Source organism: Arenibaculum sp., from assembly GCF_035998295.1.
Lineage (GTDB): Bacteria > Pseudomonadota > Alphaproteobacteria > Azospirillales > Azospirillaceae > DASYHS01.
In genome coordinates, this window is record NZ_DASYHS010000113.1 from 17430 (window position 1) to 33668 (window position 16239).

Genomic DNA, 16239 nt, shown 5'->3' on the forward strand with positions numbered 1-16239 from the left:
TTAGGAGGTCGGACGGCGCGAACGCGTCACTCGGCGGCGACGGCCGTGGCCTCGGCCGACTGGCGTCGTTGCGCGCGCTCCCATTCGTAGACGCCGAAGGGATCGTTGACGCCGCGGCACAGATGGTCGCGGAGGATGCGGAAGGACTCCCACAATCCCCAGCTGTCCGTCATCGGGCCGTATTTCGACGGCAGGCCCTCGTTGGCGGCGCGCTCCCGGGCGATCGACCAGAAGTTCACCTTGGGCGAACGGTGGTGGAAATCGTGGCTCGGCAGGTCCTGCATGAAGCTGAAGAGCCGGATCGGCAGGTCGACGACGACGGCCAGGGTCCACCACTTCGCGAGCTTCAGCGCATGCCCCACGCCCCGGCCCTTCCCGGGATGCGGGCGACCGAGGAAACGCCCCCAGGTCAGCGATGCGTAGTAGACGAACGTCGAAACGTCCTCCGGCTTTTTCGCGAACCAGAGGTGCTCGGTCGTGTGCTGGATCCAGGACGAGAACTGCGTGAGGATGAGCAGCGGGAACAGGTAGAAAATTGCGACCTCTTCCCAGATGTTGAAGTAGGCGGTTGCCGCAAAGAACAGGCACCAGAACCCGATCCTCGGGAGCCGCTCGCTCCAGGCCGTCTTGATGAAATTCTGCTCGAGCCGGAACTTGATATGGTTCCAGATGTTGCGCGGAAAGAAAGGCGCCACGACCAGGCGGACCCAGAACTCTCTTTCGCTCATTCCCATGCGGAACCCGTGCTCGGTCATGAAGACCTCGTCGGGATCCTTGTTGGTGCACAGGTAAACCGTCGAATGATGGTCCTTCGCATGGATCGAGTGATAATTGTCCCATGGCGTGTGCAGGATGGGAATCGACATGAAGTACTTACCCATCCAGCGGGCGCGATCCATGCTCGCTATGCCGGCGCCGTGGTTGGTGTAATGGAAGCTGTGCAGCAAGCCGCGGGTCCGGTTGACCACCAGCACCCATGAAACGATGACCACGGGGACCTTGACCCACAATGCGATGTCGGGGTCGTTGTAGACGAGCGCGCCCCCGACGGCGGCGATCAGGGTGATCGACCAGGACCAGGCGAGTTGGCACCACATCTGCCATTCCGAGAGCAGGGTCTCCTTCGGTTTGCGCGGCGGTCCCCTCCGCAGGTCCTTGCCGGTCAACCAGGTCCAGAACGACTGACACGGCAGATGCGCATACGTGCCACGGACGTCGCAGTCGTAGCCGTATCTCGACCGAAGTGTCGAGTAATCCATGACAAGCCATCTCCCAACAAGCACGAACGAAACCACGCCGGGAACCGGCTTCATCCGGCTCGTCGGCAACTCCAGATCAGGCGCGGCAGCATTACGCCCAAGAACGTTTTCTTGCAAATGTTATTATGAAGACACTGATTTAACAAGAGGCTCTAAATAATACTATCGTAGTCTTGCGAGAACACGATAGTGTTTCATAACTGTTACATTTAAGGGGTTGATGACGACTATAGCAACCTTTCCGCATGCATATGTCGGCAGGCGACCGACCATCGGGTTTCAGGTAAGACAAGATTCGGGAGAGATGTTTACGACGATGCCCAAAATAGAATTCAGGGCACGCGAATGACGGTCCGACATCCGGCCGCTTCGGGGTAAATGGACCTGCAGGACGGCCCTACAGAAATCCGGGCTATGTTTCAAGCCGGACACTTGGATACGTCGGGTCGGGGTTTTCAGTGATCCCGGGAATCTTTTTTCGATGCGTCCGAACGAGCACTGAACAAGTGCGTGCCGCAGGCGCCGAAGCGTCCGCGCCGCTCAGGATCGAGGAGGAAGACCTGGATTTGACGCCGACGGAACGTCGGGAATTCAGGCCGACGGAACGTCGGGAATTCAGGCCGGCGGAACGTCGGAAATTTTAGGCCGGCGGAACGTCGGTCGATGTGCGGGTCCGGGCTACCAGCTCCGGATCGGCCCGACATCGATGTGGACGAAGCCGCTGTCGGGGTAGTAGCCGACCCCGCCCCCTCTCAGGCGGAGTGCGGTGCGGTACAGGTCCCGGGTGCCGACGCCGGGCATGCGCAGATCGATCGCCATGCCGCGCATGTGATAGCTGTTCCGCGCGACACCGTTGCTCCTGCCGGCGAGCATCGCGTTGGTGGCCGGTGACCGGTAGCCGGAAATGATGTGGAACGGCTCCCTCCGGCTCACCCGCGCATGCAGCAGATGCACGAGGTCGAGGAGGTCGCGGTCGATGGGATGGCGCTCGTCGGTCCGGTGGTCGCGCAGGATCTCGTTGATCTCCGCCAGGGCGTCCTTGACGTAACGCCCCTTCACCCAGTACTCGGCCTTCAGCCGCTCCCCGGTATGGGTGTTGAGGAGCGACAGCTCTCGTGCCGGCGCGCGGATTGCGGCCAGGGCGTCGGCCGGTCCCAGAAGCGCCGCCGCGGCCAGGGCACCGCCCCCCAGCCCCAGAAAGCATCTCCGGCCGAGCACGGCCCTTTCCCCATCCGCCACCCGCTCGTCCCGTGCCGCCATGCCCCTGCCCCCGCTGCCCGCCATGTGCCTCCCCCGCCGCGGCGCGGGAGTGCCACTCGTGATATTCGGGGGACAAGGTTAAGCAAAAGTTTGCGGTGAGACCAGGACGCGGTCGCGGCCGGGATCAGCTCTGTCCGGCGGCGACCCGCAAGGGGGCGTTCCGCCGGCCGAGGGCCTCGATCAGCCGGGGATCGCGGTCGTAGATGTCGGGCCGGAACACCATCCGGCCGTCGTCGTCGCGCCAGGCGGTCCGGTACAGCAGATAGACCGGGACGGGCCGACGCAGCCACACCGTCGTCGTGGCGCCGCCGTCGAGGACTTGGCTGCGCCGCTCCTGCGGCCAGTCGTTCATCCCCTCCACGAGGAACGCGGTCAGCGCCTCGGGGTCTCCCACCCGCACGCAGCCGGAACTGAGCGTCCGGACGGCGCGGCTGAACTTCCCGCGCTGCGGGGTGTCGTGCAGGTACACGTCGAACTCGTTCGGGAACATGAACTTCACCCGCCCGAGCGCGTTCAGCGGCCCGGGCTCCTGGCGCAGGCGGTAGCGCGTGATCCGCGTGCCGACCGCCTTCCAGTCAACGGCGTAGGGATCGAGCATGGGGGCATCCGCCGACCAGCCGTCGAACACCCGGATTCCCTGCGCGATCAGGTATCCCGGGTCCTCGATCACCTTGGGCAGCACGTCCTTGCGCGCGATCGTCTCGGGAATGGTCCAGGTGGGGTTCAGGACGAGGTGACTGATCTTGCCGCCGAGGACCGGCGTCTCGCGGCTCTTGGAGCCCACGATCACGGGCATTGCGAGCCGCACCTCGCCTCCCTCGATGGCTTCCAGCGAGTAGCCCGGGACGTTCACGGCCACGTACCGGTCGCCGAGCTGGTCGGGCAGCCAGCGCCAACGCTCCAGGTTGGCGATCACCTGGTCGATCCGTTCCTCGATGGAGATGTTGAGGGCGGAACGGGTCCGCGGCCCGACCACCCCGTCGACGCCGAGCCCCATGCGCTCCTGGAACCCGCGCACCGCCTGCTCGAGTTCGACATCATAGAACTCCGAAGCGAGATCCGCGCCGGCGAAGTCGCCGGTTGCCGCAAGCCTCCGGCGCAACGGCGGCACCGAAGGATCGATCATTCCCGGCTTGAGCACGGGCCCCGGCCCTGCCAACGACCATCCGCCACGGGCTGCGAAGGCCCGCAGTTCCGCCAAGCCCTGCCGCAGCGCGGCGTATCCGGTGTGCGGCGGGGCGAAACCGGCGAGAGCGGCCGCGGGATCGGGCGCGGACAGCACGTGCCTCGCCGCGGCCACGACGTCCACCGGGGGCGGAACCAGCGCCAGGTCCGCGTCGATCGAGCGTGGCTGGATGCGCCCCGCCCTCAGATGCCCGGCATACTGCATCACCGCGTCCGTGAGCAGCAGATCCAGTTCGGCCAACTCGTGGGGACCCGTCTGCGCACGCGCCAGCCGCGCGGCGATCGCCGCCGCATGATAATCCCGGGGATCGAGCCCCTCCCGATCCGCCGCCACGAACAGGTCCAGCAGGCTGCCGGCCCGCGGGTCCATCTCGCCCTCCGCCGACCAGGCGGGAAGGTCGCCTCGCTCGGCGTAGAACCGCAGCAGCTCCGTCGGCCGCTTCAGCATCTCGCCATCGACGGACGGCGCCGGTGCGGACAGCAGCATCCGCAGCGGCTGCACGGCCTGCGCGTGCGGAACGGGACCTGCATCCGTGGTGCGGGCGGCGGACTGCAGCGGGATCGCCAGCAGAATGGCGATGAACCCTGCTCTGGTCAGCCTGACCGCAACCTTCATGGAACTGTTCCTTCGACCTTTTGCGACTTATACACCCAAACCGAAGGGTCGGATGGCCGGTTCCAAATTTGTCGCACCCGTGTGGCCACCCCGTGGCCGAACTGTCACGTCCCCATCGGTCGGACGGATTTGGGCCGACCTCGCGGGATCCCGCCGAAGATTTCGAAACGAGAACGCCGGAACCGCTTGCGGTTGAGTTCGATAGCGTGCATCAACTCCGCCCTGGGACATACGGGTCCGGATCGCGCGCATGTCGGGTCTCCCTCGCACAATCGCCTCGACGGCGCTGCTGCTGGCTCTCCTCCTTCCCGCGACGGTCCCCGCCGCGGAACGCGACGGAGTGTCCGGCGAACTGATCCGTACCCCGACCGCGCGACAACTCGAACCGGGGCTGGCCGCCGCGGGAGCCGTGATCGCCGGAGACATGCGTGCCGGATATCTGACGGTCGTGCCGTTCCAGGGCGTCGCCGCGACGCTACGGCGCCTCGAGCTCTCCGACCGGTCGGTGGCCGCGACCGCCGACCTCGAGCTGATCGTGGCCCGGGAGGGCCGGTCCGGGCCGCAGGTCGCCATCGGCATGCGGGGTTTGCTCGGCGCCTCGGACGCAGCTCCCTATGTCGTGCTCGGCCGTCGATGGTGGGACCTCGATTTCTCGCTCGGCGTGGGTGGCGGCCGCTTCGCCGACCTCGACGGCATCCTGCTCCCGTGGAGCGGCCAGGTCGTAGCGCCCTTCGGCGGGGTCGCGTGGCAGCCCTTCGGGCCGGCACTCTCGTTCGAGGCGGAATACGATCCGAGGGGGATCGCCCCGGCGGCGTCGGGCGGCCGCGGTGGTCGCGGCCGCCTTCCCCTGAACCTCGGCCTGTCCTGGCGACCGCTGCGCTGGCTCGATCTCTCGGCGGCCCTGGTCCGGGGCGAACGTGCCGAGATGCGGGTCGCCCTCCTGCTGCAGCCACCCCCCGAGCGCCGAGCCGGCCCCTTGCGGCCCCAGGCGCCGGTGCGGCCCGGAGGATCCGCACCGGCGAGCGCCGAACGCCGGATCGCGCGGGCGCTCACCGAGTACGGCATGCCCGCGACAGCGGTGCGCGTGGAGGCCCGGGGAGCGGCGCCCCGGACGATGGTCTGGCTCGACCGCCTGCCCGACGGGCCGCCGGCGCGCACGGTCGGGCGCGTCGCGCGCGTGCTGGCCCGCGAAGCTCCGCCCGCCGTCGAGTGGCTCACCATCGTGCTGCAGCCCGAGGGTCTGGACGGGACGAGCGTATCGCTGATGCGGCGGGACGTCGAACGGGCGGCGGCGGCTCGCGGCAGCCCGGCCGAGATCTGGCGCAACGCCGAGATCGGCCCCGTCACGGAGGATGCGCCGGCACCTGCGTCCCGATGGGCCTTCGCCTTGACCCAGCGCACCCGGGTCGACCCGGCATCCACGGGCTCCCGGGTACCGGACCTCCTGGCAGCCGACCTGTCGGGCCGCTGGCGCTCCGGTCCCTGGCTGATGGCGGGCGAGGTGCGCTTCGACATGCGCTCGCGCGAGCCCGGCCTGAACGCGCTGTATGGCGGCTGGACCGGCAGCCCCGGCGGGGGATGGCACCTGCGCTACTCCTCCGGCATTCTCGAAGAGACCTTCGCCGGTCACTCGGCCGAGGCGTTGTACCGCCCCGCCGGGGCCCGGTGGGCTGCCGGCCTGCAGGCGGACCTCGTCTTCGAACGGCTCCCGGGCTCGGTCGCCGTGACCGACCGGCCCTTCCTGTCCACGATCGCCAGCGCGTATCTGGAGACGCCGGATGCCCAGGGCTACGTGGCCGTCCATGCCGGCCGGTATCTGGCCGGGGACCCGGGCTTCACGGTCGAGCTGTCGCGCATACTGCCCCGCGGGCTGCGCCTGGATGCGCACGCGACCCTCACGCAAGCGACGCAGGGCCGGCGCGGCGCGGTCTTCGGCTTGAACCTGACTGTGCCCTTCGGCCGGGCCGATCCGCTGCCGCTGGACGTTTCGGCGGAACTCACGCTGGGACCGGCGACGGTCGGCGCCGGCAGGAGGCTCGACCAGCCGCTGCCGCTATACCGGATGACGGGCGAGGGTTCCTATGGCCGTATCGTCGCGAGCTGGCCGCGGATCCTCGACTGACGGCCGGCAGCTTGGTCAGGGAGGGGTCAGCACTTCCCCCGTACGGGGATCGATCAGGATCTCGATCCAGCGCCGGTCACGCGTCATCACCTCCGCCACGTAGAGCTCGCCCTCCCGGGTAAGGCGACCCAGCGCCGAAAAGCCGAGCCCGCCGAACCGGTTCAGCAGCGAGGTCCTGACCAACTCGTCTTCGGTCTGGGTCGGCCCCTGGCGATCGCCGACGTCCGGAATGCCGCCTTGCACCGGCGCCCGGAGGCTGCCGGCCGCAGGGTCGTCCCGCATGGCCGGCTCCTGGCGGGCGGGCGTGGAAGGCGCGATTTCGTCGATCCCGATCGGTGCCGGCAGGCTGGACCGGGGCGGTTGGTCGACCGCGGCAGCGGGCAGGCCGGGAATCTGGGCCTGCGAGGTGGCGGGAACCAGGACCGCGGCCGCGAGGAGGGCGAGAACCGCATGCGGGAAATGGGTCGTCACGATCTGCTTCCTCGTTCGGATGCGCCCGGGGACATCGTGCGGAAATATCGGGGACGGGGCAAGGAATGCCGTGCCGGCTCCCTCACTTCGCCCCGAGCGAGCGGAGATAATCGGCCACGGCCGCCTCGTCGGGTTCCAGCAAAGGCGGACAGCCGGCAGCCGTGCGAGCGCGGCACTCGGTCATGCCGTCGAGAAGCCGCCCATCCAGATAGGTCGCCGGAACCGCCGGATGCACGTAGCATTTGCGGCAGAGGACCGGCGTATTCCCGAGCCGCTGCGCGACGTCCTTGATGACGGCGTTGACGTTGCGCTTGGCCTCCGTCGCTTTCTCGAAGCGCGGCAACGCGCACAGGCCGGTCGCCGCGGCGACGGTCGCTCCCCAGGTCCGGAAATCCTTCGCCGAGAACGTTTCGCCGGTGAGCCGCTGGAGGTAGGCGTTGACGTCGGCGGACTCGAGTTCGTGGCGGCGCCCCTCCTCGTCGATCCACTGGAAGAGGTGGAAGCCGGGCACCTCCTGGGTCTTCTTCACCAGCCGGGCCAGTCGCCGGTCGGTGACCGAGATGCGGTGCGGCTTACCCGACTTGCCGCGGAAATTGAACACGATGCGTCCGCCGCTCACGTCGACGTGGCGGTCGCGCAAGGTCGTGAGCCCGTAGGAGCCGTTGGCTTCGGCATATTGGCGGTTGCCGATGCGGATCAGCGTGCGCTCCATCAGCTCGATCACCAGCGCCACGAGCTTCTCGCGCGGCAGGCCGGGACGGTTCAGGTCCGCCTCGACCTGGGACCGGAGTGCCGGCAGCGCCTCGACGAAGCCGACCACGCGCTCGAACTTGGCGGCGTCGCGCACCTCGCGCCATCGCTCGTGATAGAGATACTGCTTGCGCCCGCGCGCATCGCGTCCGGTCGCCTGGATGTGCCCATTGGCCTTCGGACAGATCCAGACGTCCTCCCAGGCCGGCGGGATGGCCAGCTTCGCGATCCGTTCCAGGGTCGCGGGGTCGTCGACGCGGCGCCCCCGCGGATCCTGGTAGGCGAACCCCTGGCCGTGCCGACGGCGGGCGATGCCGGGGGCATGGTCGTCCACGTACCGCAATCGGGCCGCCTCTACGGCCTGGATCGCGTCCTCTTTGGGCATGGTCCCGCTCATCCCTTCTAAGTTGGCGACCGGATGCTGCCCGCAAAGAGCCGAGTTGGCGGCGCATCCGCTTGGGTGAGGTCGCATGCCGGACTAGCCGAACTTTCGGGTGGGCGGCAGGAACAAACCTCCCGTTCGCCCGTTTGGGCGCCAAGCCACGAGCCACGAACCTCGGGAGGAGAGATGCGTGCGAACCAGCCGGCCGTCCCGGTCCCCCCGCCCCCTGCCGAGAGCATCGGAGTCCGATGCATGGCGATACGGATCGCCCTTGCCTGCGCCCGTGGTCATGACGGCGCACTCCAGGTCTTCCCGGACACCTTCCGTACCGCCCATCGCGGCCTGGTTTCCTGCATCGAGGCTGCGGGGGTGACGAAACCGGCGGAAAAGGGTACGAAACAGCGCTGATGCTCCGCATTTTTCGTTTGACCCGGGCCGCCATTCGCCAAACTTCCGGGATGTGAGGCATGGACCGGTGAAGGCTGAGGCGTGAACGGTGAACGCAGGCAGGCGGAAATCCTCGAACTGGCCGCACGGCAAGGCTACGTCTCGATAGACGGGCTCGCGCGCCACTTCGAGGTCACGCCGCAGACGATCCGGCGCGACATCAACCGTCTATGCCGGGACGGGACGCTCGAGCGTCATCACGGCGGCGCGCTGCTGCGCTCGACCACCCACAACGTCGACTACGGCGCGCGCAAGACGCTGGAGCCGGCAGCCAAGGAAGCGATCGGCCGGTCGGTCGCACGCCATGTTCCCGACGGGTCGTCCCTGTTCATCAACATCGGCACGACGACGGAGGCGGTGGCCCGCTCGCTGGTCGGGCACGCCCAGCTCTCCGTCATCACCAACAACCTGAACGTCGCCGCCCTGCTGGCCGGCACCACCGAGTTCGACGTCATCGTGGCCGGCGGGCTGGTGCGCAACCGAGACGGCGGCATCGTCGGCGAGGCGACCATCGACTTCATCAACCAGTTCAAGGTCGATTTCGGGATCATCGGGATCAGCGGCATCGACCTCGACGGTACCCTGCTCGACTTCGACTACCGCGAGGTTCGCGTCGCCCAGGCCATCATCCGCAATGCGCGGACCGTCTTCCTGGTGGCCGACCACAGCAAGTTCGGACGGGGCGCCATGGTCCGGCTGGGGCATGTCGGCGACGTCCGCGCCCTCTTCACGGACCAGGCGCCGCCTTCGCCGCTCGCCGAAGTGCTGGACGCGCACGGCGTTGACGTGCACGTTGCGCGCTGAGGCAGCCTTGATGCGAAAAGGGATAATGATGGCGGGACTGCGATGCCGGATCGTGCATCCGCGACCCGACCCTTTCCGGTCAGGCGGCGACCGCGCGGCCGTCGGAGCCGCGCCGTGATCCTGAACCTGTTCCGTCGTCGTCCCGCATCGTCACCGCCCGTGGGCGCACGCCTGCCCGAACGCGTGCGCGTCTATGCGGTCGGCGACATACACGGCCGCCTCGACCTCCTCGACGCGCTGACCGCCCGGATCGCCGCCGACGCCCGCGAGCGGCCCGGTCCTGCCGATTACATCGTCTATCTCGGAGACTACGTCGATCGCGGGCTGCAGTCGCGCCAGGTGCTCGACCGGATGTGCGCGCCGCCCCCGCCCGGCTTCGGGACGGTGCATCTGCGCGGCAACCACGAGCAGGCCATGCTCGACTTCCTGGACGACGAGAGCACGGGGGAGGCCTGGCTGCAGTACGGCGGCGTCCAGACCCTGTTCAGCTACGGCGTCCATCTTCGTTCCGAGACGCCGGAGCCGGACGAACTGGCCGAAGCGCGCGACCACCTGGCTGCGGCGCTGCCGCGTGCGCATCTGAGCTTCCTGACGCATCTGCGCGCCAGCATCACGATCGGCGACTATTTCTTCGCCCACGCCGGTGTCCGGCCCGGAGTGCCCCTGGACGCTCAGGAGTTGCGGGATCTGCTGTGGATCCGGGACAGCTTTCTTACCTCGACCGCGGATTTCGGCAAGGTGGTCGTCCACGGCCACTCCATCAGCACCGAGCCGGAACTGCGGCCGAACCGCATAGGCATCGATACCGGCGCCTTCGCGACCGGAAAACTGACATGCCTCGTCCTGGAAGAGGACCGGCACCGCTTTCTGTCGACCTGACCACCACTGGAGACCCCATGCCCGCACTGGACCGCGACGAACTGATCGACCTTCTGGAACGGCTGGGCAGTCCCGACGACGCATCGGCGCTGGATGCGGCACGGCTGCTGGACCGTACGGTCCGGGAGGCGGGCACGACCTGGGCCGAACTGCTCGTTTCGGTGGACGACGAGACGGCCGTGCCGGTGCCGTCGGGTCGGGAGGCACCGCCCCGCTCCACCCCGGAACCCGGGTCCGATCTCGGACTGATCGATCACATGCTGTCGACCTACGACCTGACGCCCCAGACCCGTCAGGACCTGGAGGACATGAAGGCCGACATCGCCGAAGGCGAGTTCACGGACCGCGACGCACGATACCTGCGCGACCTGCACGCGCGCCTGGACAGGGGTCGCCGCGGCTGACCCCGGCCCGGGCGCGCCGCGCCTACTCGATCGTCTCGGCGTAGTGGCAGGCTACCGCCCGGCCCTCCACCTGGCGCAACTCCGGCACCTCGGCCGAGCAGCGCCCGGTCGCGAACGGGCAGCGCTTGTGGTAGTGGCAGCCGGACGGCGGGTTCAGCGGCGACGGCAGCTCGCCTTTCAGCAGCGGCACGTCGCGCCGGTTTCCCGGCTCGACCTGAGGTGTCGCCGCCAGCAGCGCCCGGGTGTAGGGATGGCGCGGGTTGGCGAAGATCGTCTGCTTGTCGCCATGCTCCACCGGCCGGCCCAGATACATCACCATCACCGAATCGGCGATGTGGCGCACGACCGACAGGTCGTGGCTGATGAACAGGTAGGCGAGCCGGAATTCCTCCTGGAGGTCCATCATCAAGTTGAGGACCTGGGCCCGGATCGACACGTCGAGCGCGGAGACCGGTTCGTCGGCGACGACGACCTCCGGGTTCAGCATCAGCGCGCGGGCGATCGCGATGCGCTGGCGCTGGCCACCCGAGAACATGTGCGGATAGCGATCATACTGATCCTGACGCAGCCCGACCTTGACCATCATCGCGAGCGCAAGCTCGCGCCGCTCGGCCCTGGACATCGCCGTGTTGATGACGAGCGGCTCCTCGAGGATGGTGCCGATGCGTTTGCGCGGGTTGAGCGATCCATAAGGGTTCTGGAACACCATCTGCACCTTGCGGCGCAGGGCCTTGCGGTCCGCCGTCCCGCGCGCCTCGGTCACGTCGACGCCGTCGAAGCGCAGGACGCCCGAACTTGGCGGGTCGATCAGCGCGACCATCCTGGCCAGCGTGGACTTGCCGCAGCCGGACTCGCCGACCACCGCCAGCGTCGTTCCCGCCGCCAGCGAGAAGGATACGCCGTCCACCGCCCGCACGGTGGCGGCGGGGCGGAACATTCCGCGCCTGATTTCATAGTACCTGCGCAGGTCGGCGGCTTCCAGCACGACCGGCCCGGCCTCGGCTCGGATCGAGGGATCCGCGGTCACGGCGGCGGTCATGCGGCGGCACCTCCGGGTTCCGACAGGGGATAGAGACAGCGGGCGGCGCCGTCGCCGCCGTCGGGCGCCAGCGGTACCGGCCGGGCACGGCACAGGTCGGTGGCGAACCCGCAGCGCGGGTTGAACAGGCAGCCCCGGGGCCGGTCCGCAATGCCCGGCACGACGCCCGGAATGGTCGGCAGGCGTTCGCGGCCGGCCGCACGCTCGGGCAGCGCGTCCAGCAGCGCCGCCGTGTAGGGATGCCGGGGCCGGGCGAACAGCTCGGCGACCGGACGCGTCTCCACGATCTGGCCGGCATACATCACCGCGACCCGGTGCGCCGTCTCGGCGACGACGCCCATGTCGTGCGTGATCAGGATCAGCGCCATGCCGCGCTCGCGCTGGAGGGAGAGCAGCAGGTCGAGGATCTGCTTCTGGATCGTGACGTCGAGGGCGGTGGTCGGCTCGTCCGCGATCAGCAGGCGCGGGTTGCAGGCGATCGCCATCGCGATCATCACGCGCTGGTTCATGCCGCCCGAGAGCTGGTGGGGAAACGACGACAGCCGCGTCTCGGGCGCGGGGATGCCGACCTGGTCCAGCAGCTCGATGGTGCGCCGCCGCAACTCGGCGCGCGAGCCTCCCTCGTGGACCTTGAGCGCCTCGACGATCTGGAAGCCTACGGTAAAGCAGGGATTGAGGCTGGTCATGGGTTCCTGGAACACCATGGCCACCTCCTTGCCCGTGAGCCGGCGGCGCTCGCGTGCAGACAGCGTCCTGAGGTCCCGGCCGGCGAACTCCATGCGGTCGGCATGGATCACGCCGTTGTGGCCGATCAGGCCCATCATCGCGAGCGAGGTGACGGACTTGCCCGACCCTGACTCGCCGACGATCCCGAGCACCTCGCCCTGCTCGACGTGGAGGTCGATGCCGTCGACGGCGCGGAAGCTGCCGCCGCGGGTGGCGAACTCGACCGAGAGATTGCGTATGTCCAACAAAGGCATGGGTCAGCGCTTCAGCTTGGGATCGAGGGCGTCGCGAAGGCCGTCCCCCATCAGGTTGAACGCGAGCACCGTGATCAGGATCGCAAGGCCGGGGAAGGTGACCACCCACCAGGCCCGCTGCACGAACTCGCGCGCCGACGCCAGCATCGTACCCCATTCCGGCGTCGGCGGCTGGGCGCCGAGGCCGAGGAAGCCGAGGGCGGCCGCGTCCAGGATCGCGGTCGAGAAGCCGAGCGTCGCCTGGACGATCAGCGGCGCCATGCAATTGGGCAGCACGGTCACGAACATCAAGCGCAGAACGCCGGCGCCGCTGACGCGCGAAGCGACGACGTAGTCCTTGGTGAGCTCGCTGATCACCGCGGCGCGCGTCAGCCGCGCGTAGTGGGGGAGCACGACGATCGCGACCGCGGCCATCGCGTTGGCGAGGCCGGGGCCGAGGATCGCGACGATCACCACGGCCAGCAGCAGCGACGGCAGCGCCAGCATGATGTCCATCAGTCGCATCACCGCGATGTCGACCCAGCCCCGGAAGAACCCGGCGAGCAGGCCGAGCAGGATGCCCGCGGCGAGCGACAGGGTCACGACGAAGGTGCCGATCGCAAGCGACAGGCGCGCGCCGTGGATCAGGCGGGACAGGATGTCCCGGCCGATGTCGTCGGTCCCGAGCGGGAAACGCATGCTGCCGCCCTCGGCCCAGAAAGGCGGCTGGAGGACGTTGTCGCGGAACTGCACGATCGGGGAATGGGGCGCGATCCAGTCCGCGAAAATCGCGATCAGGACCAGCGCGACGATGACGAAGAACCCGGCGAGGGCGCCCCTGTTCTGCGCAAAATGATGAACGAAGACGCGGAACGGGCTTTCCGGCGCGGACGCGTCGGCGGATTGGGTGGTGTCGATCGCTGCCATTGTTCTCAGCGTCCGTGGCGTATGCGCGGGTTGAGGGCGCCGTAAAGCAGGTCCACGATCAGGTTGACCGCCATCACCAGCGTGGCGATCAGCAGGATCCCGCCTTGCAGCACCGGATAGTCGCGGCGGTTGATCGATTCGATCAGCCACTTGCCGACGCCCGGCCAGGAGAAGATCGTCTCGGTGAGGATCGCACCGGCAAGCAGCACGCCGACTTGCAGGCCGATCACGGTCACGACCGGGATCAGGGCGTTCCTGAGCGCATGCAGGCCGACGACCCTGATTCCCGACAGCCCCTTGGCGCGGGCAGTACGGATATAGTCCTCTCCAAGAACCTCGAGCATCGACGAGCGCGTCATCCGCGCGACGACCGCGAGCGGGATCGTGCCCAGCACGACGGTCGGCAGGACCAGATGCCTCACCGCGGATGCGAACGCGCCCGGCTCGTCGGAGAGCAGCGTGTCGATCAGCATGAAGCCGGTCACCGGCTCGACCCAGTACATCACGGAGAGGCGGCCCGACACCGGTGTCCAGCCGAGATTGACCGAGAAAAGAAGGATCAGCAGCAGCGCCCACCAGAAGATCGGCATCGAGTAGCCGGTCAGGCTGACGCCCATCACCGTGTGGTCGACCGTCGTGCCCCGGCGCACCGCCGCGATGACGCCGGCCGGCAACCCGAGTACGACCGCGAACAGCATCGCGCAGACCGACAGCTCGATCGTGGCCGGGAACAGGGCCAGGAACTCCTGGAGCACCGGCGTCTTGGTGACGACGGAGACGCCGAGATTGCCGCTCAGCACGTCGCCGATATAGTCGAAGAACTGGACCCAGAGCGGCCTGTCGAGCCCGAGCTCGTGGCGGAGCTGGGCGAGACGCTCGGGGGAAATGCCGCGCTCGCCGACGCGGACCTCGATCGGATCCCCCGGAACGAGGCGGATCAGAAAGAAGCTGAGGAAGGTCACGCCCAGGAAAGTCGGGATGACCAGGGCCGACCGGGACAATATGAAACGCAGCATGCTCGTCCTGCACCAACGGCGACCGTCCGGCCGGCGATCCCTGGGGATCGCCGGCCGGAAAGCCGACATCGAGATCCGTGTCGAGACCGAGGATTACTCCTGGATGTCGACACCCTCGAAGACGTGGCGGCCGAACGGGCTGATCCGGAAGTCGACGACTTCCTTGCGCACCGGCTGGAACCACACGGAATGGGCGATCGGGAACCAGGGCGCCTCCTCGTGGAAGATCTCCTGCGCCTCGCGGTAGAGCTCGGCCCGCTTCTCCCGGTCGGTGATCTGCCGCGCCTGCTGGATCAGGCTGTCGAACGGTTCGTAGCACCACTTCGCGATGTTGGACCCGCCTTCGCGCGATGCGTCGCAGCCAAGCAGCACGTTCAGGAAGTTGTCCGGGTCACCGTTGTCACCGGTCCAGCCGAGCTGTGCCATCAGGTGCTCGCCCGCCTGGGCCCGCTTGCGGTACTCGCCCCACTCGTACGAGACGACGTTGGCCTTGATCCCGAGCTTGGCCAGGTCCGCCTGGACCATCTCGGCGATGCGCTGCGCGTTCGGGTTGTAGGGCCGCTGCACCGGCATCGCCCAGATATCGGCCTCGAACCCGTCGGGATAGCCCGCGTCCGCAAGCATCTGGCGCGCCTTCTCGGGGTCGTAGGGATAGGGCTCGACCTCCTCGTTGTACGACCAGATCGTCGGCGGCAGCGGGTTGTGCGCCTTGACGCCGGCGCCCTGGTAGACCGTGTCGATGATCGCCTGCTTGTCGATCGCCATGTTCAGGGCCTGGCGCACGCGCTTGTCCGTGAACGGCTCCTTCTGCGTGTTGAAGGCGAGATAGCCGACGTTCAAGCCTTCGCGCGACATCAGGTTGATGTTCGGGTCGTTGCGCATCGCCTCGACGTCGGCGGGGTTCGGGTAGGGCATCACGTGGCATTCGCCTGCCTGCAGCTTGGCGTAGCGGACCGAAGCGTCGGGCGTGATCGAATAGACCAGCGTGTCGATCTTCTGCGGCTCGCCCCAGAATTCAGGGAACGCCCGGTAGCGGATGACCGCGTCCTTCTGGTAGTTCACGAACTGGAAGGGCCCGGTGCCGATCGGCTCCTGGTCGACCCTCTCCGGCGTGCCCTTCTCCAGCATCGTCTCGCCGTACTCGGCCGAATGCACTGCCGCGAAGGCCATGGCGAGGTTGGCGAGGAACGGCGCCTCGACGCGCTTCAGCGTGATGCGCACCGTGTGGTCGTCGACCTTCTCGACCGACTCCAGGAGGTCGGGCATCCCCATGTCGTTGAAGTAGTCGTACTCGCCGCCCGAGACGTTGTGGTAGGGGTGGTCTTCCTTCCACATGCGATTGAACGTGAACAGCACGTCGTCCGCATTGAAGTCCCGCGTCGGAGTGAAGTTCTGGTTGCCGTGGAACTTCACGCCCTTGCGCAAATTGAACGTGTAGGTCTTCCCGTCTTCGGAAACTTCCCAGCTCTCGGCCAGTCCGGGCACGACTTCCGTCGATCCGCGCTCGAATTCCACCAGGTTGCTGAAGACCGGCTCGGCGGCGTCGAAGCTCGTTCCGGTGGTATTGATCTGCGGGTTAAAGTTCTCGGGACTTCCCTCGGAACAGAAGACCAGGGTCTTCGCTGCAACCGGGAAGGTGAAGCCCGCAGCGAGGGCCAGCCCGACCGCGGCCCCGCGCAGTGCTGTTTTCATTCGGATCCTCCTGTTCGAAGACTCGGT

15 protein-coding genes are annotated in these 16239 nt (G+C 67.8%); 5 read left to right on the plus strand and 10 right to left on the minus strand.

Annotated features, from left to right (window positions below; all coding sequences use genetic code 11):
- Nucleotides 1-26: 26 nt before the first annotated feature.
- From VGO20_RS11790 to VGO20_RS11800, 3 genes are all read right to left on the minus strand, one after another.
- Nucleotides 27-1259 (minus strand): hypothetical protein, encoded by a 1233-nt coding sequence (locus VGO20_RS11790; RefSeq protein ID WP_327502541.1) that lies wholly within the window; start codon nucleotides 1257-1259, stop codon nucleotides 27-29.
- Between the two features lie 678 nt (nucleotides 1260-1937).
- The gene (gene mepK, locus VGO20_RS11795; RefSeq protein WP_327502542.1) at nucleotides 1938-2543 is read right to left on the minus strand and encodes a peptidoglycan L,D-endopeptidase MepK; all 606 of its coding nucleotides are present in this window, start codon (nucleotides 2541-2543) and stop codon (nucleotides 1938-1940) included.
- Nucleotides 2544-2643: 100 nt separating this feature from the next.
- Nucleotides 2644-4320, minus strand: a complete 1677-nt coding sequence (locus VGO20_RS11800; RefSeq protein WP_327502543.1) for a L,D-transpeptidase family protein — start codon at nucleotides 4318-4320, stop codon at nucleotides 2644-2646.
- Between the two features lie 250 nt (nucleotides 4321-4570).
- Here VGO20_RS11800 and VGO20_RS11805 point away from each other — a divergent pair, with 250 nt between their 5' ends.
- Nucleotides 4571-6442, plus strand: a complete 1872-nt coding sequence (locus VGO20_RS11805) for a YjbH domain-containing protein (RefSeq protein WP_327502544.1) — start codon at nucleotides 4571-4573, stop codon at nucleotides 6440-6442.
- 15 nt (nucleotides 6443-6457) lie between these two features.
- On the opposite strand, the gene VGO20_RS11810 is transcribed toward VGO20_RS11805, so the two are convergent.
- Together VGO20_RS11810 and VGO20_RS11815 are read right to left on the minus strand one after the other, a co-directional pair.
- Nucleotides 6458-6913: a hypothetical protein gene (locus VGO20_RS11810; RefSeq protein ID WP_327502545.1), complete on the minus strand. Its 456-nt coding sequence runs from the start codon at nucleotides 6911-6913 to the stop codon at nucleotides 6458-6460.
- A gap of 82 nt (nucleotides 6914-6995) precedes the next feature.
- Nucleotides 6996-8048 carry a DNA topoisomerase IB gene (locus tag VGO20_RS11815; RefSeq protein WP_327502546.1) on the minus strand — a complete coding sequence of 351 codons (1053 nt, stop codon included), beginning with the start codon at nucleotides 8046-8048 and terminating at the stop codon, nucleotides 6996-6998.
- 249 nt (nucleotides 8049-8297) lie between these two features.
- Between VGO20_RS11815 and VGO20_RS11820 the strand changes: the two genes are divergently transcribed.
- The 4 genes from VGO20_RS11820 (at nucleotide 8298) to VGO20_RS11835 (ending at nucleotide 10579) form a co-directional block, all read left to right on the plus strand.
- A complete protein-coding gene (locus VGO20_RS11820; protein ID WP_327502547.1) occupies nucleotides 8298-8453 on the plus strand; it encodes a hypothetical protein in 156 nt (51 codons plus the stop codon).
- Nucleotides 8454-8534: 81 nt separating this feature from the next.
- Nucleotides 8535-9296: a DeoR family transcriptional regulator gene (locus VGO20_RS11825; RefSeq protein ID WP_327502548.1), complete on the plus strand. Its 762-nt coding sequence runs from the start codon at nucleotides 8535-8537 to the stop codon at nucleotides 9294-9296.
- Between the two features lie 114 nt (nucleotides 9297-9410).
- Nucleotides 9411-10175, plus strand: coding sequence for a metallophosphoesterase family protein (locus VGO20_RS11830; RefSeq protein ID WP_327502549.1), 765 nt, complete (start codon nucleotides 9411-9413; stop codon nucleotides 10173-10175).
- Nucleotides 10176-10192: 17 nt separating this feature from the next.
- Nucleotides 10193-10579, plus strand: a complete 387-nt coding sequence (locus VGO20_RS11835) for a hypothetical protein (RefSeq protein ID WP_327502550.1) — start codon at nucleotides 10193-10195, stop codon at nucleotides 10577-10579.
- 22 nt (nucleotides 10580-10601) lie between these two features.
- On the opposite strand, the gene VGO20_RS11840 is transcribed toward VGO20_RS11835, so the two are convergent.
- From VGO20_RS11840 to VGO20_RS11860, 5 genes are all read right to left on the minus strand, one after another.
- A complete protein-coding gene (locus tag VGO20_RS11840) occupies nucleotides 10602-11618 on the minus strand; it encodes a peptide ABC transporter ATP-binding protein (RefSeq protein WP_327502551.1) in 1017 nt (338 codons plus the stop codon).
- Nucleotides 11615-12598: an ABC transporter ATP-binding protein gene (locus VGO20_RS11845; protein ID WP_327502552.1), complete on the minus strand. Its 984-nt coding sequence runs from the start codon at nucleotides 12596-12598 to the stop codon at nucleotides 11615-11617. The genes VGO20_RS11840 and VGO20_RS11845 overlap by 4 nt, the downstream gene beginning before the upstream one ends.
- A 3-nt stretch (nucleotides 12599-12601) precedes the next feature.
- Complete coding sequence (locus VGO20_RS11850; protein WP_327502553.1) at nucleotides 12602-13504, minus strand: ABC transporter permease subunit; 903 nt, start codon at nucleotides 13502-13504, stop codon at nucleotides 12602-12604.
- 5 nt (nucleotides 13505-13509) lie between these two features.
- Entirely contained in the window at nucleotides 13510-14520 is a 1011-nt protein-coding gene (locus VGO20_RS11855; RefSeq protein ID WP_327502554.1) for an ABC transporter permease subunit, read from the minus strand.
- Nucleotides 14521-14613: 93 nt separating this feature from the next.
- The gene (locus VGO20_RS11860; RefSeq protein ID WP_327502555.1) at nucleotides 14614-16212 is read right to left on the minus strand and encodes an ABC transporter substrate-binding protein; all 1599 of its coding nucleotides are present in this window, start codon (nucleotides 16210-16212) and stop codon (nucleotides 14614-14616) included.
- Between the last annotated feature and the right edge of the window lie 27 nt (nucleotides 16213-16239).